Raw genomic sequence first — 16,106 nt, forward strand, 5'->3', positions numbered from 1 at the left:
TGGCCGTAGCAACTTATGGAAATAGCAATTATATTTTTTCTGATCATTTTAAATGGCGTGTTTTCCATGTCAGAGATCGCCCTGATCTCCGCACGGAAAAGCAGGCTTGAAAATGCTGCAAAAAAGGGCAATCCAAGTGCAAAAGCCGCGTTGGATTTAGCCAATTCACCCAATAAATTTCTTTCCACCGTACAAATCGGGATTACCCTCATCGGGATACTTACCGGTATTTTTTCCGGCGATAAAATCACGTCCGATGTCCGTATATTTTTCCAGGGTTTTCCCATGCTGAAACCTTATGCTGATTCCATTGCAGTGGGTGTAGTCGTAGTGGTGCTGACGTTCTTCTCGCTCGTTTTAGGGGAGTTGCTGCCCAAACGCATTGGATTGAATTATCCGGAAAAGATTGCAAAATCGGTAGCGCTGCCGATGAAGTACATTTCGATTATTACGGCACCGTTTATATGGCTGTTGACGATTTCGACAGAAGCATTGCTGAAAATACTGATGATCAAGCCATCTACGGATGGTAAAGTCACAGAAGAAGAGATTAAAGCGATTATTAAAGAAGGCACCGAAGGCGGCGAAGTACAGGAAATCGAGCATGACATCATGGAACGCGTCTTCCATATCGGGGACCGCAAGGTAAACTCATTGATGACACACCGTAAATCCGTGGTGTTTCTGCCCGCATCATCTGACAGGCAGAAAGTAAAGGAACTGATGTTGAAGGAGCTGCATTCGATTTATCCCGTATATGGCGACAATCATGATGACATCATCGGGGTGGTGAACCTGAAAAATATCTTCGCGCATTTTGAGGAAGAGAGTTTTGACCTGGCGCGGATTATGACCGATCCGCCGTACATCATGGAACAGACTACGGCCTACAAGGCACTGGAGAATTTCAAGAAGAGCGGAATCCATTATGCATTTGTGGCAGACGAATATGGCGTTTTCCAGGGAATCATCACGCTGAATGATATTTTGGAAGCGCTTGTTGGCGATGCGTCGGATTTTTATAAAGATGATTTCAAGCTCGTGGCGCGCGAAGATGGCACATGGCTCGTGGATGGGCATTACCCGTTGCACGATTTCCTGACCTATTTTGAGTTGGATGAGCTTACAAACGATTATGAAGTGAATACCGTCAGCGGGTTAATCATGACCGAATTGTCTTATATTCCAAAAGAAGGCGAAAAACTCGTTTGGCATGGTTATGAGCTCGAAGTGGTCGATATGGATGGCGTGAAGATTGATAAGGTGCTGGTGAAAGCAAGGAACGAGAAGTAGTCGCAGTCGCAGTCGCAGTCGCAGTCGCAGTCGCAGAAAAATATTACGGAAGATAAATATACGCCAAAATGACAATATACAATGGACTTCAGAAATTTATATGCCTATCAGAAATCGTTTGAACTGGCGATGGAAATCTTTGAGATTTCTAAGATGTTTCCAAAAGAAGAGCAATATTCACTACGGACCAGGTTCGGAGATCTTCAAGAAGTGTTTGTGCTAACATTGCGGAAGCATACCGGAAGAGGATTTACCCGAATCATTTCATCAGTAAACTAACCGACAGTGATGCTGAAAACTCTGAGACTAATGTTTGGCTTGAATTTGCGCTAAGTTGTGGTTATATCAGTGAAGGTTCGTATGGTTCACTATCACAAAAGAATATAGAAATAGGAAAATTAATTAATTATATGGTTTCGAATCCTCAAAAGTTCGGATGTGGCATGGTCACTAAACTGAAAACTGAGACTGAGACTGAAAACTGAAAATGACAGAGGGAAATTTTGTAGATTACGTAAAAATATATGTTTCTTCCGGAAAGGGAGGCAAAGGATCAACGCACTTACATCGCGAGAAATTTATTGAAAAAGGCGGTCCTGATGGGGGAGACGGCGGCCGTGGCGGCCACGTTTACCTGGTTGGGAATAAAGGCCTTTGGACGTTGTTTCACCTGAAGTTTGCCCGGCACATCAAAGCGGGGCACGGTGGCGATGGCGGTAGTGACAGAAGTACCGGCGCCGATGGCGAAGACAAGTATATTGAAGTGCCGCTGGGAACAGTGGTGCGTGATAAGGACAGCAATGAGATCCTTTTTGAAATCACCGAAGACGGCGAGAAAAAAATTGTGGCCCAGGGTGGAAAAGGCGGCTTGGGAAACTGGCATTTCCGGAGTTCCACAAACCAGACACCGCGTTACGCACAGCCAGGATTGCCATCGGTGGAAGCCGATATCGTACTCGAATTGAAAGTACTTGCGGATGTGGGACTGGTAGGATTTCCCAATGCCGGAAAATCTACCTTATTATCCGTATTGACATCGGCCAAACCAAAGATTGCAGATTACCCTTTTACCACTTTAAAGCCAAATCTTGGGATTGTAGCGTACCGCGATTTTCAGTCTTTTGTCATCGCCGATATCCCGGGAATCATTGAAGGTGCGGCGGAAGGAAAAGGACTAGGGCATTATTTCCTAAGGCATATTGAGCGAAACTCCACACTGCTGTTTCTGGTTCCGGTTGATACGCCGGATATTAAGGCGGAATATGACATCCTTGTAAACGAACTCACCAAATACAATCCTGAAATGCTCGACAAGGAACGCATTGTCGTTATTTCCAAATGTGACATGCTCGATGATGAATTGAAAGCGGAGTTGAAAGTACAGCTGGATAAGGACTTCGGAAGTACCCCTTACATGCTGATTTCATCTGTTGCCCAACAGGGATTGGTGGAGTTAAAAGACAAATTGTGGCAGATGCTGAATCAGTAATTTACACAGGGGGGTGTTCTTTGAGTTTCAAACTTTATATTATCTTCGCAAACGTTGTAACAATTACAAACTAACCAAGACTACTAGTCACTAACTTTTCAAAATTTTTTAGAATGAAAAAAATTATTTTATTCCTGCTGTTGGGCCTTTCGGCATTCCCGATGCGCGCTGATGAAGGAATGTGGTTCCTGATGTTCATCGAACGCCTCAACCACCGCGACATGGAGAAAATGGGTCTTCAGCTTACCGCTGACGAAATTTACAGCATCAACCACCACAGCTTAAAAGATGCCATCGTACAGTTTAACGGAGGCTGTACTGCTGAGATTGTCTCTAAGGACGGCCTCGTACTGACAAACCACCACTGTGGTTACGATGCCATCGCAGAGCTTTCGACCGCAGAGCAGAATTACCTGAAGAATGGATTTTGGGCGAAAAGCCGTAAACAAGAAATGAAACCAAGCTCCTTGTTTGTGCGTTTCTTTGTGCGTATGGATGATGTTTCCAAAAGAATCCTTGCCAAGTTAAACGATAAGATGACAGAAGCAGAGCGTGACAAAGCCATCGCCGCAGAAACGGCATTAATCGAAAAGGAAAACAATGAAGGCGGAAAATACACCGTGTCGGTGCGCTCATTCTTTCAGGGGAATGAATTTTACTATTTCGTTTACCAGGATTACAAAGATGTGCGTTTGGTGGGTACACCACCAGAAAGCGTGGGGAAATTTGGTGGCGACACAGACAACTGGGAATGGCCGCGACACACCGGGGATTTCTCGATGTTCCGTGTCTATGCGGACAAAGACGGAAATCCGGCAGATTACTCTGAAAACAATGTGCCATTACAACCAAAACACTACCTGCCGGTAAGTTTAAAGGGCGTTAAAGAAAATGATTTTGCCATGATCCTCGGCTATCCGGGAAGGACAAACCGTTGGATGCCTGCAGGCGGTATTGAGCAGAATGTGAAATTTGCTTACCCTGCATGGGTTGAAGGTGCTAAAACAGGAATGGATCAAATGAAGAAATACATGGATCAGGATGCGGGCATCCGCCTGATGTATGCCTCTAAATATGCCTCAACGGCAAATTACTGGAAAAACCGCCAGGGTATGATTGATGCCCTTTCGAAATTTGGAACCGCTAAAACAAAGGCCGCACAGGAAGCCAAGTTTGACAAATGGGCCAACAAGTCCGAAAACAAAGCGAAATATGGAAATGCGATTGCCAACATCAACAAGTTTTATGGCATGACCAATGAGAAATCACGCCATGATAACTACCTGCAGCAATTGCTTCGTACAAGTTCTTATGGTACCATTTCGCGTTCATTAGGTAAAGCCTTGCTGGATTACGCAAGCGCGGCTCAGGAAGAGCGTGACCTGCAAAAACCAGATCTTGCCATGGCGATCGATGAGTTTTTCAAAGAAGTGTATATTCCGGCAGAAAGAGATATCCTTGCTGCACAATTGCATTTGTATGCTACCAAAGCAACTGGTTACAAACTGGCTCCAATGGTAGATAAACTAGGCAAAGCCAATAACAATGACTTTTCTACTTACGTGACCAGTGCATTTGAATTAAGCATGTTCTCGTCCAAAGAGAGAATGAAAGCATTTCTCGAAGTACCGAGCGCAGGCATGGTGACTGGAGATCCGTTATACGCGCTTTCAACGGATTTACTGGCACACCTTACTTCTAAATCAGATGAGATCGCAAAAGCCCAAAACGATTATGGTGCTGCGTTCCGCAACCTTGTAGACGGGCTGCGCGTATCGAAAATGGCACCTATCAAGTATCCGGATGCGAATTCCACGTTGAGGCTGACTTACGGAAAGGTACGTTCACTTCCTGCTGACAAACGCAACGACGCCAAAATCAACAATTATACCACTATGGAAGGTATGATTAAGAAATACAAAGCAGGTGACGAAGAATTTGACCTGCCTGCCAGGCTGATGGAATTGAACAAGAATAAGGATTTTGGACAATATGCGGACAAAGCGGGCTACATGCCGGTTAACTTCCTGACAGACAATGATATTACCGGAGGAAACTCAGGTTCGCCAGTATTGAACGGCAAAGGGGAACTGATCGGGATCGCATTTGATGGGAATATTGAAGCGATGGCCGGAGACGTAATCTTTGACCCTAAATTGCAAAGGACCATCAACGTAGACATCCGTTACGTGCTTTGGATCATCGACAAATATGCCGGTGCAAAGAACATCGTGGATGAGATGACGATTGTGAAATAGAAAATAGATTCAAGAGACAAGAATCAAGATTTAAACCGCTTCACTAATGGAGCGGTTTTTTTATGATCAGGATTTTCCGGGCGAACGGCCGGGTTGTCCGCTGTATCTTTTTTAGCATTTGCGTTTTGTCGGTAACGTGGGGCGAAGGACCGCTGAAAAAGGATGCCGCTTCTTCCGACGCTTCGGAACCTGTCGCAATCGCAGAAAAAATGAAAACCGCCCTTCACAGGACGGTTTTTTGTATTTTGGACGAGGATAATCTGCCGATCTCATGAACTTCCGATCTTCAGACTATTTCTTTACCAGCTTCACCGTTTTGACCTTGTTTCCTGACTGTACTTTCATCAAATAAGTTCCTGCAGGAAATCCTGAGAGGTTTATTTGCGCTTGCAACGTGCCTGGAAACGAATTTAAGACGCGCTGTCCAATTAAATTATAAACAGACAACGAAGTGATGGTCTGCGCCGAATTAACGCTTAAAACGTCCTTAACAGGATTCGGTGCTACTGTCAATGCGGTTTTTGACCATTCCGCAGTGCCCAGTGTAACCTGTGTCACAGTCACTGCAAGCCTTTGTGCAGCCATCCTGTTTTCAGCATTGGAACAGCCATTTTCATTGGTGGCCTCTGCATAATAGGTTGTACCATCTACCATTGGTGTCGTTTCAGGCAATTCATTCCCGGCTTCGGGTGCATCCCACCAGGTGATATTGTCGCCGGCGACCTCAAGGTCTGCAAGCGTTTCCCCTGCAACAAAATCCTGATCGCTTGCGCCATCCGGCGTTACAGCAAAAGGTTCAATGTTTAGTGCAAATGATTCAACCGCCGGACAATCAAACGCAGACGCAAGGTTCGTAATCCTTATATAAATTTCTTCTCCGTCCATTCCCACATAAGACATTGCGTCAGCTTGAGGGATATTGTTCGGAGCGTAGTTCAATGCATCCATTAAACTATGGTAGAATAGCACTTCATAATCGTCCGGATTTACTGCGTTCAGCATCAATGGGATGTTCGATGTAAGGTCAAAGACCGCAGTATCCTGGTCAGCACAAACGGACAGGTCCGGAGGATCGTTGAAATCCATCATGCCGCTCTCGACAGTAGCCATTGCTGATACCGTTTTTTCGGTACCGCCGCAGTCTATAAATGAAATAGACACGTCGTATACTCCCGGAACATCGTCACATATGGTAATGGTATTGGTAACCTCGTTAGGAATATACACGCCATTTTTTGACCATTGGTATGTCATGGCGGTTGTTGGGTCCCCATTTGGAAGAAAACGCCATGCTTCGTTAGCGGTATCCCAGTTTCCGGTGTTGCGGTTGGCAGGCACGGTAGCGAGTGTACCGGCTTCATTTTGGATGCCGATTACACCGACCCCATTATTCCACCCACCACAACTGGTTCGGTTTTTTATATAAACATCAATGATATTTGATGATTCATACAATATGACCTGGCTTGTCTGAAGGTTTGCTGCGCCACAATAATAAGAAGGCAATTCGTTGAAATTGATAACGATATACCGATTTGGGGCTTCGCCACCGGCATAATAATTGACATTCTGTAATGAAGGATTAATCACAGCGCCCAAGTCGTCACCAACCACCTGGATATCGGTATCCTGATAAACGCCGTAAATGGCATTTTTTATTGGGAAGGATTCGTTTGGAATCGGGCCAGAGAACTGCCAGGGGCAAAAAACACCCTGGGTAGGCGCCGAAAATGAAATGACGCCATTGGTGCCAATATAAATGCTTGAATAGGTATTTCCGTAAAAGCAAAAGTTAAAAGGCAAAGCAAAGGCAGGCCCGAAAACATCGTCGTCCACTGGGGGAATTACGATGCCGCCGGTGTAAGGAAAAAGGCTTTGGTAAACAATCGGGTTCACGGTATAATCTGTGGTCTGTCTCGAATGCTCCAACGCCGCGGTAAGGGTAACACAGGCGCCGGGGTCGCAAACGTATGCGGGCGCATTGATGCTGCCGTGAACCAACGGTGATTGCTGGGAGAGCGCAAAATTACTGAACGCGACAAACGCGATTCCGAACAAGTATTTTTTAATCATGCCAATAGTTTCCCGCAAATATATGCAAATAACCACCTGACGGTGAGCAGGCTGCTGCTTTATTTTTTATCCGAAATGCGCAACCTGCTCCCTTTTGAATGTCCGGCAAATTCAGGCGCATACATGCTCTCTATATTTGCGAAGCCTGCGGAAAAGTCGCCGGTATTATTGATCCTGACATCATACTCAAGCGTATAAATTCCTTTGCTGATACTGTCGAAGAAGAAGTGCGTGGCAGCATCCTTTGTGCTTTGGTAATAACCCAATCCATCGTTCCAATGGTAGCCTGAAAGCACATCAACTGGCTCAAAACAGGAGGCACGAAGATCTTTTAGGTGAATATACTCAACATCCTCATTTGCTTTAACAACAAGTCGTATCGTCACTAAATCTCCAACCCTGAGCGCGGTTTCGGGCGTTATTTTCTGAAGCTCTTTTCCATTTTGCTTCAGGTACATTGTTTTGGCTACCGAAAGCGGGGAATCACTTGCTTTGATTTGGTCAATATCTTCAAAATACTGCCAGTAAAAACCACCATAACCAGGAACTTTCGACTTGTTTTCTACCGATAATGTTGCCACATCACTATTGATTTCTTCGGGCTTCCAATTGATTTTTATGTACCCGGTTTCCGCTTCTTTTTCATTTTCCGAAAGCTTTTTTGTAAAAATCTTTTCATCCCCGATGTTAAAAACAGTATTGTCTTTAATGTCGAGCCAGTCACTGCCGTGCATCAAAAGTGCATAAATAGCTTCCGTCGTTGATTTGGTCGAAGGCCAGTTTTTACGTTGCTTGTTCTTGAGCAGCCATACTTTCATCGCATCTGCAGATTTGGTGTCGTTATCCACTTCGGTAAAGGCTTCAATAAGCAGTGCCTGCGTTTCAATCGGAGCCTGATACCAATACCAGCCGGCTTTGTTTTCAATCCAGTACATGCCCCAGTCTGTATTGTTGGACGAAGTTTCCTTAAGTGAGGTCAGGATTTTATCGGCACCCGCTTTATCATTGAATCGGTACAATACCAACGCCGCCAGGCCTTTTTCGTATAATGAATATTGAAGGCAGTTTTGGTTTATTGTTTTGAGCTGAATGGCAATTTCTTTTTCCAGCTGCTGTGTCAACGGATGATCCTTAAGGAAAAAGCTGCGCATATATAGATAGTGCAGCCCATTATAAGAGTTGTTATACCGAATGCCTGTTTTGGATTTGGAGTTTGCTATTTCTTTCATGAATTCACCGTCAGTATACGCGACAGCATTCAGGATGATTTTGTCTGTCACCGGATTTTGGATTCCCAATTGCTTAAGGTGTCCCAGTCCGCCAAGGATATGGCGGGTAATGTAAGGGCTTTCGGGGCTGCCGTCAAACCAACCGAAAGCACCTGATGGTTTTTGTTTTTCTGAGAGTTTTTGTGCAGTTTCAGCTTGGGAACCACTGAGTTTATTCAGGTCAAAAAGTAACGAAAGCCTTTTTTTCTGCTCCTCTTCGGTTTTGGCATCAGCAACCCACGGTGTTTCTGCCAGTGCGATGGATTTCAGTGTTTCATTTTGTTCCAGTTCTGATAGTCCTTTCCCTTTTTCTTTCCATTCTTTAAATACGGACGAAATCTTTGGATTGTCTGAAATAATTTTCGTGGCAATCGCATTGGCATAAAACCTCGAAAAGGTCTGTTCTGCACATTCATGCTCATATTCCATCAGGTAGGGCAACGATTGTATGGCTATCCAGGCCGGATTTGAGGTGTATTCGAGCGTAAGATTGTGGTTGCGAAGCGTAGTTGAGGTATTGTTTTTCAGGTTGTTCAACACATACGTCTTCTTTGAGTTTTCCCTTACCCATAGTGGCAGTGATTCTGTTACCAATATGGAATTACTCAGGACAGGGATGATGTTTTCCTCGCCGTCAGAAAAGTCGCCGGCTTTTGCAAGTACCTTATATTGGACTCCCTGCAGTCCTTCTGGAATTGAAATCTTCCAGCTTACTGAGGTTGTCCCCATTGGATTCACGGTAAAATTGCGTGTATCCTCAGTATTCATCGCAATCGTGTCGATGGGTTGCATCGTATTGGCATCAAAAAGCATCAATACTGCCATGCCGGATTTCGATGTACTGCTGAGGTTGGCAATTTTAGCGGAAATTTCGATAGTGTCCTTTTCACGGAAAAACCGGGGAAAGTTTGGTGTAATCATCAGGTCTTTCTGGGTGGTGACCAAATCTTCGAACTGACTGACAACGCCGTCCATATTGTGTGCCAGCATCCTGAAACGCCATTCCGTTAGTGCTTCGGGAGAGGTAAAATTAAGGCTCAGGCGTCCGTTTTTATCCGTTCTTATTTTTGGGAAAAAGAAGGCAGTCTCATTGAAGTTTTTCCGGGTTTTAACCTGAGACAAAGCCCTTCTGGCGATTTCATTCTGCAAAGCCGCGTTTTTCGTGGTGATGACAATGACACCATTGCCTCCCCTGTTCCCATAGATTGCTGTGGCTGATGCATCCTTTAAAAAACTAATGTTTGCAATGTCATTCTGGTTTATGCTCCTGAAAGCACCTTCATCAACCGGAACCCCGTCAACAACGAATAACGGTTCAATATTACCGTTGACAGAGCCGACCCCACGAAGAATGATCGTACTGTCAGATCCAACCTGTCCGCTTCCTGTTGCAATACTCAAACCTGCAACCCGTCCTTGAAGGTTTTGTAGTATGGAAGCATTGGCACGCTCCTCTATATCAGTTATTGTTATTGAGGAAATCGCTGAAGGATTATCCCTCTTCGTAAAAGTCTTATATCCTGTATTGATTGTAACAACTTCCAGTGCCCTATCATCTTCTCTCATTGCTACATCTATTTCAAGAGCGTTTACAGGCACAGTTTCGGTTATCAGTGTTACATAATGAAATTCCAGTGATTCCCCCGGTGCCGCCTCAATCTCATAATAGCCGTCAATATCAGTTTCTGTACCGCGGATGGTTCCCTTCACAATTACAGATACGCCGGGTAAGGGCATGTTGTCATTAGAAACTATGCCGTGTATTAATGCTGCATTTGCCGGTTTTTTAGCTTTTTTGGTAATCTGCTCTTTATAAACGGTAAGGTTTGGCCGTGCATCATTAAAGTCAAAACCAAACCAGATCAGTTGCGTGTTCTCCTGTTTGAAATCCATTTGGGGTATTAACGTATTCAGGTTTTTGATGTTTAGATTGATTTGTTGAAACCCAACAGGATTACTTTTGGAGGCGTAATTCCTGTTTCTTTCAAAGTAGAAATCCTGCCACTCGCGTTGTACGAATTCGTCGAGTGAACGGTCATACATCGAAGCCAGCACTTCCATTTTGTTTGATGTTTTTTCCGTCTGTATTGCAAATGACCAATTTTCAATACTACCCGGCTGTATTTTAGAACGGAAACTTTCCACCCCGAATTTTACCGTAGGCTTTTCATCGGGCAGGAGTATCTCTTTTTCAAAATTAAAAGCCTGGTTTTCATAAGTGCTTTCAAAAGAGAATACTATATTTTCGCGAAATTCATCATTGACCGGGATTTTTATTACCGCTTCATTCTTATGAATCATAATGTCCTTCTGGAAATACCTGTCACCATTATAAAACCCGGAAATATTGGCGAAAAGTTCCGGCGTGGCTGATGTGATCTTTAACATGACATGACCATCCTGTCTGGCATTTGCATTAATCTGCTTAACTGTAATTAATTGCGAAGGATCGAACGGCTGGTTACTGCGTTTCAGGATGAAATGAGAAGTGCCTTTGATCAGGTTTTTACCGGCATCTTCGGCAGAAAACACCAATCTGTACTTGCCCGGGTTAAAACTGGACATGAAGTCGGTTGCGATTTTGGTTTCTTCAGCAGTATTGACTTTTCTGGAATACACAAGCGTTCCTTCACTATTTTCAACGCCTTTTTTATCATCTGAATTGTCTTCGTAAGGGAATATTTTTTCAAATTCATCGCTTGTAAATCCAGGTAAATCGGGCATCGGAAAAGTTCTTTTCTTAAATTTCTGGTTATCGGGTTTTAAAAAGAAAACTTCAAGGGTGCCGTCTGCCGGAATAAATTGGCCATTCAGGCTGTTGGTGCGGATGGTTACGAAATTTTTATCTTCTGTCATCACAACACCCGGAATCTGGGTTTGGATCCGCAATGTCTTTTTCGCTGCCCGGATTATGGTTTCTGCAGTGTGTGTTTCACCATTCAGATCAGTGATGTCGGCTTTTATTTCATAGGTAAGTTCATTGTTTTCGTCAAAATCAGCAGGCGGGTTGGTTGTAAAATCAATCTTAAATTTCCCCGCAGAATCGGTTTTAACGGTGCCTTCAATCTGGTCCGCGGTTTCTTTACTGCCGTAGCTATCCCATGCAATAGTGTACTTCACTGTTGCGCCGGCCATTGTGCTTCCATCAAATGCTTTGCAGACGCCTTCGGCAGTAATATTCTGATAGAGTCCGACGTGCCCTTTTGCAGGCTCAAAATACGCTTCAAATCGTGGTCTTTTGTATTCTTCTACAACAAAACTAATTTCTCTGCCATTAAAATCGGCATAATCCCAAAAAGGATGCTCGTCTTTTCTTTTATTGTAAACTGGGTCATCCTCATAATCTTCCGGCTCATCTACAGCGATTTCAAATTCCCCTGTCAAAGTGTTTTCAGGGATTGTAAATTCTCCTGAAAAAGACCCGAATTCATTCGTACGGATGTCATATTTCTTCAGTTCATTACCCTGTGCATCTGTAATGGTTACTGCAAATTTAGTGTGGGATACCACGCTGGTCTCATTTCCCAGACGCGATATTGCAATCGCTTTATAATATACGGTCTGCCCCGGGCGATAAATAGCGCGATCCAGATAAATGTTTAATTCCGTTTCGAATTCATAATCTTCGTCGTCCTTATCGTCTCTATTGTTTTTATACTTATCATAGGTTTCATAACCGTACCGGTTATAAGCAGAAAAAGAAAGGGTGTCCCCATCCTTTGAAAGCGTAATCTGGTCTGCGGTGTTCTTGTTCCTTTTTACAAATACATAGCCATTGCGATCCGTTTTTACGGTAGTGGAATCCTTTTTAACCACTACATTCGGTATCGGGAATCCTGTCCTGCGGTCCTTTACCTGATAAATATCTTCGTCAATTGTCCTGTTGTGGGCCACGCTGAAATCGGTGACAGCAATGATTTCGGCAGCGAATGCATTGTTATTATCCTCGTTTCCGTCGCTTTCAAAATAGACCAGGTAATTGCCTTTTCCGATTTTTGGCAGCAGCAGTTCCGTAGTATAATTCAAATAATCATTCTTGTTGATGAGGTTATACTCCTGACTTGCCACGGGCTTTGTTTCCCTGATTTTCCCGACAATACTATCCTTATTTTTTTCATACATGAATTTATTTGCAAAGGCATTACTGATGGAATAATACGACACCGAAACACGATTCACATTCTTGTAATTGATAAAAGCACGGGCGTTTTGGTTTGGATACGTGTATTTTTCCAGGTCTGCACTCAGTGTTTTTGACTGAATCCTCATTTTTAAGACCAAAGCGGAACGGTAAGCATTCGGCCTGTTTTTCATAGCCATAATACTGTCGCAGATGTTTACCGATCGCACCAGATAATCTGCTGTTTCCTGCTTTGATGCTTTTTCCTGAAAATAAAGCGCTTTCGATAGTAAGATTTCCTGCGCTAAGGCCATGTCAGTATTCATTTTTCCGATGCGTTCCAAGGCGTTTAGGTAACTTTCGTCGCGGGAGGCATGGATGCCGAAAAAGACAATGCGGTACAGTTGTCTTTCTGCGGAAGCGTCATTTGCTTCAAGCTCTTTGAGGCATTTGATGATTGTTGGAAGTTGCCCGTTCTGTAAAATTGAAAAATCAGCAGTAAGGAATCTGGCGGAATCTGAAAAAAACAAGCTGTAATCAAATTTCAACCTGTTGTAGTCATTTAAAAAGAGTTGCTTTGAGAGATAGTCGATGTACTCCTTCAGCAGGTAATCGTATAGATTTTCCTTTTTGAATTTTTCAGGTCTAAGGAAGTCAAATACCGGTTCGTATGCCAGCAATGACGTTTTCTCTAAAACCTCCTTATCTGCGACGGATTTTTCGTAAGCGAGTTCTATTTCCTTTGTAAATTCAGCGTGGTTCCAAGTCAGGAAATTTCCGTTAGAATCTGCGGGAGTTTTGCGGGAATAGAGTTTGTAACTGTTTTTTTGCAGGTATTTGTCGAGGCATTTTGCGTACACCATTTCCAGTAGTGATTTTGACGGAATGGAGACGATGTCAATATTCCTGCGAAGCGATGCCAGTATCTTTGACTGGCCCTCTTCTTCGAGTTTCAGCATGTATTTTGACTGATAGAAAAAGCATTTGATGATTTGCGGTTCGTCTTTTCTTGATTTCGCTTTCGCGTAAATCCTGTCGACAATTTCTGAAGCCGACTTAATTTTTTCCTGTTCTTCCAGTAAGACGACTTTTTCCCAATCATCATTGAAATGCTGTGAAAATGATGAAGCTGAATAAATGAAAAATAATATGAGAAGTAGTTTTTTCATGTTTTTGGTTATTGATGCTTTTTGGAGTAAGAAGGCTGGGAAATCTCCAAATTGCAAAATTTTTATGAAGATAGTAAATTCCTGAAATGACCCGGGCAGGTTACGTAGATACAGCCTCTTTTTTAAGTTTTTTTTCTCTTTAAAAATGCTACCTTTGCGCCATATCCGGCTAATGCAATGACAAAGAAGCTCTTCTTACTGTTTATTTTGGTGCTCTCCATAACTGCTGCTGCGCAGAAAACGCAGACAAAAACGGAGCAGTTAAAAACCCTTCCCGCCGGAGCCTCAACAAATCGGTTGTCGTCAGATACAAAAAGCACCTCCGCCGCCGCACCCAAAGCGACAATTGACATGTATAAGGTTATTACGCTGGAGCGCGACACCACTGCCATTGACACTTCGTTGACAATTTACAAGGATTATATTTTTAATTATCTTAGGAGGGACAACTTTGGTTTGCTTCCATTTTCTAATGACGGACAGCCATACAACACGCTTCAGTACAGCCTCAATACCTTTTCTCCTTATCCTGAGTTTGGGTTTAAGGCAAGGCATTTTGGGTATCAGGAAGTCAGTGATATAAAATATTTTTCAGTACCGACACCGTTGACGGAATTGTATTTTAAAACGGTTTTGGAACAGGGACAGTCGCTGGACGCTTTTATCACGCTGAATACACACGAAAGATTGAATTTTTCGATTGCTTACAAGGGCCTGCGTTCCCTTGGGAAGTATGTTAACCAACTTTCGAGTACCGGAAATTTCAGGTTTACCAGCAATTACAGTACGAAGAGCGGCCGTTATTTGCTGAATATGCACTTTACGGGACAGGATTTCCTGAACCAGGAGAATGGAGGGATTATTAATGTTGAGGATTTTGAAAGCGGTAATTCTGACTTCAAAGACCGGGCAAGGCTTGAGGTGTATCTCCGGGATGCCGAATCAGTGATGAAAGGGAACAGGCTGTTTCTCGATCATTCGTTCCGGATCAATAAAAGCGACAATGAAAATAACCTTTACCTGACGCATCAGTTCAATTTTGAAAACAAGTTTTACGAGTTTAATGAGCCTACCATCAGCGATAGGTTTGGCGCGTCATACGTGCCGTCGAATATAAAGGACAAGACGCGTTACAACAGGTTGTATAATAAGGTAGGGGCTGCTTATGAAAATAAGACCTTAGGTCAAATCGGTTTTTACCTCGAAGACTTTAATTACAATTATTATTACAACAGCATCATTGTGCAGAGCAGCGGTACGGTGCCTTCATCAATAAACGACCACATAAGCGCTTTTGGCGCCCAATATGCGTATCGCAAAAAAGACTGGAACGGGAAGGCGCTTTACTCCAATTCCATTACCGATCAGGATCTTTCCAATATTGATCTGTCATTAAGTTGGCAGCCGAACGATTATAACGTTGTTTCGTTTCAGTTTCAGAAAATCAACAAGCTTCCGAATGTCAATTATAATCTGTTCCAAAGCAGTTATATCGCATACAACTGGTACAACGATTTTAAGAATGAAAAAATCAACAACCTTATTGTCAAGGCTGATACGCAATGGGGTGCGGCAGAACTGCAGTTGTCGGTTTTTAAAGACCAGCTTTATTTCAGCAATGACAGCGGCTCGCAACTGATTGTTTCTCCAAAACAATATGATGGCACGATCAATTATTTGTCAGTTAAGGTCTCTAAGGAATTTAAATATGGGCATTTTGCGCTTGACAATACCGTGCTGTACCAGAAAACAGCCCAGGATAACGATATCCTGAATGTGCCGCAATTGTTAACCAGAAATACACTTTACTATAGCAATTATGTTTTCAGGAAAGCGATGTTCCTTCAGACAGGAGTGACTTTTAGTTATTTTACGAAGTATTTTGCGAATGACTACAATCCTGTTCTGGGCGAATTCTACGTGCAAAACCAAAAGGAAATAGGCGCGTTCCCTATGCTTGACTTTTTTGTGAATGCCCGGGTTAAGCAAACAAGAATCTACTTAAAGGCCGAGCACTTCAATTCTGCAATGACCGGTAATAACTTCTATGCCGCGCCAAACTATCCATACAAGGATTTTGTCATCCGTTTCGGGCTGGTCTGGAATTTCTTCCAATAAATTCAGGGTAATCCCGCTACGATTGGATACGGTCTGGAAAATCTTAGGCATTTGTATCCTGTATATGTTTGCTAACTTCCTAAAGTGGCACGCTCGTCACCTGGAGCAATTTTCCCGATTGTTTGTATCTTAAAACTGTAATTGCTAAAATTACGTTAATACATTTGTGTTATTTCCGATCTATTTCAGCCAGATATAAAAAATTATAACTTTTTTCAACACGAAAACGTTGTAGTTTAACAAATTATCAGCTTTGATAACTTTGTGTGTTATTAAATTGGCTAGATTTGGCAAAATATCGAGATGTTTGCAGTCATA

At 43.2% G+C, this 16,106-nt stretch carries 6 protein-coding genes and 1 pseudogene; 5 read left to right on the forward strand and 2 right to left on the reverse strand.

The features are described 5' to 3' along the window. Nucleotides 1–15: 15 nt before the first annotated feature. The 4 genes and pseudogenes from CFE23_RS07355 (at nucleotide 16) to CFE23_RS07370 (ending at nucleotide 5,040) form a co-directional block, all read left to right on the forward strand. The gene (locus tag CFE23_RS07355; protein ID WP_291086285.1) at nucleotides 16–1,293 is read left to right on the forward strand and encodes a hemolysin family protein; all 1,278 of its coding nucleotides are present in this window, start codon (nucleotides 16–18) and stop codon (nucleotides 1,291–1,293) included. An 81-nt stretch (nucleotides 1,294–1,374) separates the two neighbouring features. Beyond that, nucleotides 1,375–1,778: pseudogene (locus CFE23_RS07360) on the forward strand (four helix bundle protein). Between the two features lie 2 nt (nucleotides 1,779–1,780). Next, nucleotides 1,781–2,782, forward strand: coding sequence for a GTPase ObgE (obgE, locus tag CFE23_RS07365; protein WP_291086287.1), 1,002 nt, complete (start codon nucleotides 1,781–1,783; stop codon nucleotides 2,780–2,782). A gap of 113 nt (nucleotides 2,783–2,895) precedes the next feature. Next, on the forward strand, nucleotides 2,896–5,040 hold the full coding sequence (locus CFE23_RS07370) for a S46 family peptidase (RefSeq protein WP_291086289.1): 2,145 nt from the start codon (nucleotides 2,896–2,898) through the stop codon (nucleotides 5,038–5,040). A gap of 291 nt (nucleotides 5,041–5,331) precedes the next feature. Here the strand turns inward: CFE23_RS07370 and CFE23_RS07375 are convergent, their stop codons facing one another. After that, nucleotides 5,332–7,113, reverse strand: a complete 1,782-nt coding sequence (locus CFE23_RS07375; protein ID WP_291086291.1) for a T9SS type A sorting domain-containing protein — start codon at nucleotides 7,111–7,113, stop codon at nucleotides 5,332–5,334. A gap of 59 nt (nucleotides 7,114–7,172) precedes the next feature. Further along, nucleotides 7,173–13,670 (reverse strand): MG2 domain-containing protein, encoded by a 6,498-nt coding sequence (locus CFE23_RS07380; RefSeq protein ID WP_291086293.1) that lies wholly within the window; start codon nucleotides 13,668–13,670, stop codon nucleotides 7,173–7,175. Nucleotides 13,671–13,847: 177 nt separating this feature from the next. On the opposite strand from CFE23_RS07380, the gene CFE23_RS07385 reads away from it, so the two are divergent. After that, on the forward strand, nucleotides 13,848–15,788 hold the full coding sequence (locus tag CFE23_RS07385; RefSeq protein WP_291086295.1) for a putative porin: 1,941 nt from the start codon (nucleotides 13,848–13,850) through the stop codon (nucleotides 15,786–15,788). The last annotated feature ends 318 nt before the right edge of the window (nucleotides 15,789–16,106 follow it).

Origin of the sequence: Flavobacterium sp. BFFFF1 (genome assembly GCF_002256285.1) — a bacterium.
Lineage (GTDB): Bacteria > Bacteroidota > Bacteroidia > Flavobacteriales > Flavobacteriaceae > Flavobacterium.

What these genes read in the sequence shown, in the direction of transcription:
- CFE23_RS07355 (WP_291086285.1), top strand. Translation starts at nt 16, where the DNA reads ATGGAAATAGCAATTATATTTTTTCTGATCATTTTAAATGGCGTGTTT.
- obgE (WP_291086287.1), top strand. Translation starts at nt 1,781, where the DNA reads ATGACAGAGGGAAATTTTGTAGATTACGTAAAAATATATGTTTCTTCC.
- CFE23_RS07370 (WP_291086289.1), top strand. Translation starts at nt 2,896, where the DNA reads ATGAAAAAAATTATTTTATTCCTGCTGTTGGGCCTTTCGGCATTCCCG.
- CFE23_RS07375 (WP_291086291.1), bottom strand. Translation starts at nt 7,113, where the DNA reads ATGATTAAAAAATACTTGTTCGGAATCGCGTTTGTCGCGTTCAGTAAT.
- CFE23_RS07380 (WP_291086293.1), bottom strand. Translation starts at nt 13,670, where the DNA reads ATGAAAAAACTACTTCTCATATTATTTTTCATTTATTCAGCTTCATCA.
- CFE23_RS07385 (WP_291086295.1), top strand. Translation starts at nt 13,848, where the DNA reads ATGACAAAGAAGCTCTTCTTACTGTTTATTTTGGTGCTCTCCATAACT.